Source organism: Sphaerobacter sp., assembly GCF_019683595.1.
Taxonomy (GTDB): Bacteria; Chloroflexota; Chloroflexia; order Thermomicrobiales; family Thermomicrobiaceae; genus Sphaerobacter.
On record NZ_JADGHZ010000258.1, the window covers coordinates 1 to 3,845 of the forward strand.

General features: G+C 69.2%; 5 protein-coding genes. 1 reads left to right on the plus strand and 4 read right to left on the minus strand.

The window, feature by feature from the left end:
- Positions 1–116 precede the first annotated feature (116 nt).
- On the plus strand, positions 117–980 hold the full coding sequence (proC, locus tag IRZ30_RS16220) for a pyrroline-5-carboxylate reductase (RefSeq protein ID WP_294086645.1): 864 nt from the start codon (positions 117–119) through the stop codon (positions 978–980).
- 150 nt (positions 981–1,130) lie between these two features.
- On the opposite strand, the gene IRZ30_RS16225 is transcribed toward proC, so the two are convergent.
- From IRZ30_RS16225 to IRZ30_RS16240, 4 genes are all read right to left on the minus strand, one after another.
- Positions 1,131–2,369 carry an FAD-dependent oxidoreductase gene (locus IRZ30_RS16225; protein WP_294086646.1) on the minus strand — a complete coding sequence of 413 codons (1,239 nt, stop codon included), beginning with the start codon at positions 2,367–2,369 and terminating at the stop codon, positions 1,131–1,133.
- A 3-nt stretch (positions 2,370–2,372) separates the two neighbouring features.
- Positions 2,373–2,717, minus strand: a complete 345-nt coding sequence (locus tag IRZ30_RS16230; protein ID WP_294086647.1) for a non-heme iron oxygenase ferredoxin subunit — start codon at positions 2,715–2,717, stop codon at positions 2,373–2,375.
- Between the two features lie 96 nt (positions 2,718–2,813).
- Entirely contained in the window at positions 2,814–3,023 is a 210-nt protein-coding gene (locus tag IRZ30_RS16235) for a CDGSH iron-sulfur domain-containing protein (RefSeq protein WP_012873669.1), read from the minus strand.
- Positions 3,024–3,579: 556 nt separating this feature from the next.
- Entirely contained in the window at positions 3,580–3,708 is a 129-nt protein-coding gene (locus tag IRZ30_RS16240) for a hypothetical protein (protein WP_294086651.1), read from the minus strand.
- Between the last annotated feature and the right edge of the window lie 137 nt (positions 3,709–3,845).

The following is a 3,845-nucleotide window of genomic DNA, read 5'->3' on the forward strand; positions in this document are numbered from 1 at the left end:
ACGCTGAGCGGGTGCCAATGGGCACCCGCTCAGCGTTTGAGGGCCGGATACCTCCCCAAGCACAACCGGTTGTAGACCTGCGCCGCCGCGTGCGGCGCACGATGGAGGAGCCACCAATGGAGGGTACGGTGCAGGACGTCCTGCGCGACGCACGAATCGCATTCATCGGCTGCGGCGTGATGGCGGAGGCCATCATGTCGGTCTTGCTGCGCGGGGAGCTGGTTCACCCGCGCCAGATCACCGGCGGCGAGCCGATCACATCCCGCCGCGAGGACCTCGCCGCACGTTACGGGGTTCGCATCGTCCGCGACAACCGGGAAGCGGCCGCCGGAGCGGACCTCGTCATGCTCAGCATCAAGCCGCAGACGCTCGACACGGTCATGCAGGATCTGGCCGGCACGCTGCGGCCGGAACAGGTCGTCGTCTCGATCATTCCCGGCGCCACGATCGCCCGCCTCAGCGAGGGGCTACAACACGCCGCGGTCGTGCGCTCGATGCCGAACACCCCGGCGCAGATCGGCAGCGGGGTCACCGCCTGGTACCCGGCACCGGCGGTCGATGCGCGAATGCAGGCGCTGGTGGAGGCGGTGCTCAGCGCCATGGGCCTGTCGGTGCGTGTCGACTCCGAGGACCAGATCGATATGGCGACGGCGCTGAGCGGCAGCGGGCCGGCCTACGTCTTCCAGATGATGGAGGCGCTGATCGACGCCGGGGTTCACCTTGGACTGCACCGGCGCATCGCGGAGCAGCTCGTCTACCAGACGATGCTCGGCTCGGTCCTCTTCGCCCGCGAGTCGGGCAAGCACCCGGCCGAACTCCGCAACATGGTGACGACGCCAGGCGGCACGACCGCGGCCGCGCACTACCAGTTGGAGAAGGGCGGATTGCGCACGGTCATCGCCCAGGCGGTCTGGGCGGCGTACAAGCGCGCCGAAGCGCTCGGCGCCGGCCGCAAGAACGGCGGCCCGGAGTTGCTGTAGATGATCCGGCCCTCACCCCCGACCCCTCTCCCAAAGTTGGGAGAGGGGAGAAGGACGACGAACGCCTAACGGCTGACGCATGACGTTTGACGCATGACGTTCCCCCTCTCCCAAGGTTGGGAGAGGGGGTCAGGGGGTGAGGGCCATCCTCTACCCCGCCGCGAACTGCCGCGACAGGGCCCGGAGGTCGGTGTCGGGGTCGGCCAGCACGGCCGGGTCGACGGCGGCGCCGGCCGCGACGAGGCGGCGGGCAGAACGGTGCTCCTTCGGCCTGTTGAGCATCGCGGCCGCCACGATGCGCCCCTCTGCCAGGTAGAAGGCCGTCACGCTGAAGGCGGCGGCGTCGCCCCGCAGCACCACCTGATCCCAGGGGACCGGGTAGCCGTAGTACTGGAGCGTCGTGTCGTACTGATCGGTCCAGAAGGAGGGCACCGGCGCATACGGCTCGGGTTGCCCGGCCATGGCTCTGCCTGCCGCTGCGCCCTGCTCCCCGGCGTTGTCGAAGTGCTCCACCCGGATCCGGCGCCCGAGCGTCGGATGCCACCAGGTTGCCACGTCGCCCGCGGCGTACACCCCGGACGCATTCGTGGCACAGTGCTCGTCGACGAGGATGCCGTCGTCGACATCCAACCCGGCCGCCATGGCCAGATCGACCGCCGGCCGCACGCCGACGCCGAGCACCACCAGATCGCAGGCGAGCAGTGTGCCGTCGTCCAGCACCGCCTCCTCGACCCGGTCCCGGCCGCGCAGCTCAACCACGCCCCGACCCATCCGCAGATCCACTCCGTGGGCGCGGTGCAGTTCGGCGTACACCGCGGCCAGCTCGGGGCCGAGCGCGCGGCTCATCGGTGCCGGCAGCAGATCGAGCAGTGTCACGTCCCGGCCGAGCGTGCGGGCGCTGGCGGCGACCTCGCTTCCGACGAACCCGGCGCCGATCACCAGCACCCGCTCGGCCGCCAGCAGGCCGGCCCGGAGCGCCTCGGCGTCGGCGAGCGAGCGCAGCACATGCACGCCCGGCAAGTCGATCCCCGGCAGCCGGGGGCGGATCGGGGCGGCTCCAGTGGCGATCAGCAGCCGGTCGTACGACACCGACTTGCCGGAGTCGAGCACGACCCTGCGCGCGGCCGGGTCGATTTCCACGGCCGCGCGACCCAGCACGAGGTCGATCTCCCGCTCGCGGTAGAACGCCTCGGGCTGGAAGATGATCGCCTGTGGCTCCTTCGTGCCCTGCAGGATGCCCTTGGAGAGCGCCGGGCGGTCGTAGGGCCGCACCGGCTCGGCGCCGATCAGGAGCACCTGCCCGTCGAAGCCGGCCTGGCGCAGCGCGTCGGCGGCGAAGTGACCGGCAACCCCGGCCCCGAGGATGACGTACGCAGGCCGGCGTGACATGGGCTAGGCCTCTCCCTCGTCCCGCGGCGTGCGGGAGACGTACACCTCCCCGTCCACGATCTTCACATCGTAGATCGGCAGCGGCGTCACCGCGGGGAGGCTCGTGACGGCGCCGGTTCGGAGGTCGAACCCGGAGCCATGAAGCGGGCAGTAGATCACGTGGTCCTCGATCTCGCCCTCGGACAGCTCCGCGTACTCGTGCGTGCAGATCCCGTCGCAGGCGAAGATCTCATCGCCCACCCGCGTCAGGACGCGCAGCTCCCCGTCCACCTCGAACGCGTAGATCTCTTCCTCCGCGACGTCCGCCGCGGGCATCACGCGTACGTAGTCGTCCGTCGGTCCTGGCATGCAGTTACTCCCCATCGCTTGTCTGGCGCGCAGACTCCGGCGGGGTGACCGATCGGCCCCGTCCGGAGTTTGCTGGCATGTCGTGCGGCGGTTCGGCTACGGATTCGGCCGGTTCGGATTATCCTTGCTCCAGACCTTCCGGTGGCTCCCGTCGCAGAACGGCTTGGTCTGGGAGTGTCCGCAGCGGCAGAGCCAGACTTCCTCCCCCTCATACGGGATCTCGTTCCCCTGGTGGTCGACGAGGAGAACCTTGCCCTGAACGTAGTACGAACCATTCCGGCTGACCATGATCCGAACCTCGGACACGCCCCCTCCTTCTCGCGAATCTCGATGCATGCGATACCGCGTCCTGGCGCTCACGGTGCCCCCGGCAAGTGGCGGACAGGAACACCTCAACGCCGGACGAAAACCATCATGGACTATAACACGCCAAGGTTTCGAAATGCCCCGGCCGCGGCCGGGCCCGATGCTTCTACGCGCCCAAGTGCCGTGCGGTTGGGTAGCCTGATGCAAGGTATCGTGCCGGCGCGGTCACGCCGCCGGACGGGGGCGACCCAGCGGCCCTGTCGATAGAACCCGGAGAAAAAGGGCCGCCCGGGCGCGGGGACACCCGGGCGGCCGGCCGCTTGGGGCAGCGGCGAACGGAATAAGAGAACTACAGGGAAGGGCTAATAAGCGATTCAGTCGCGCCTGCATGGCCGACCGAGCAGGCGGCCGGCCTCATCGCGCGATCGGCGGGAATCAGGGACTCGCGGAGGGTTCCAGCAGAGGACCAGATCCCGGCGCTATCCTCTATAACGTGCCAGGATCGCACGATGTTACATGCATCCCCGCACGCAGATGGATGACGGCACGAGACCGGTCACATGCGATGGCCGGGAGGCCCTTCGCCGTGGTCGGCCTTCTCCTTTGAGCCCTCGCTCCGCGTCTTCAACAGGTAGTAGAGCCCCACCGCGAGCAGGATGACGAGTGCGATCAGCAGGAGTGGCATCGTGACCTCCTTCGTGGCCGGTCGGTCGCCGCGCTGCCGACGAAAACCGGTTGGAGCGGGTTCAGTTCGGGCAGGTCTGACACCCCGGCGTTGAGTTCCACCGCTCGGCCCCGGCCCCCCCGGGTTGAGCCCCGGGC

Bases quoted from the DNA above. Each gene is read 5' to 3' on its own strand.
- IRZ30_RS16240 (WP_294086651.1), bottom strand. From the start codon at position 3,708: ATGCCACTCCTGCTGATCGCACTCGTCATCCTGCTCGCGGTGGGGCTC.
- IRZ30_RS16230 (WP_294086647.1), bottom strand. From the start codon at position 2,717: ATGCCAGGACCGACGGACGACTACGTACGCGTGATGCCCGCGGCGGAC.
- IRZ30_RS16225 (WP_294086646.1), bottom strand. From the start codon at position 2,369: ATGTCACGCCGGCCTGCGTACGTCATCCTCGGGGCCGGGGTTGCCGGT.
- proC (WP_294086645.1), top strand. From the start codon at position 117: ATGGAGGGTACGGTGCAGGACGTCCTGCGCGACGCACGAATCGCATTC.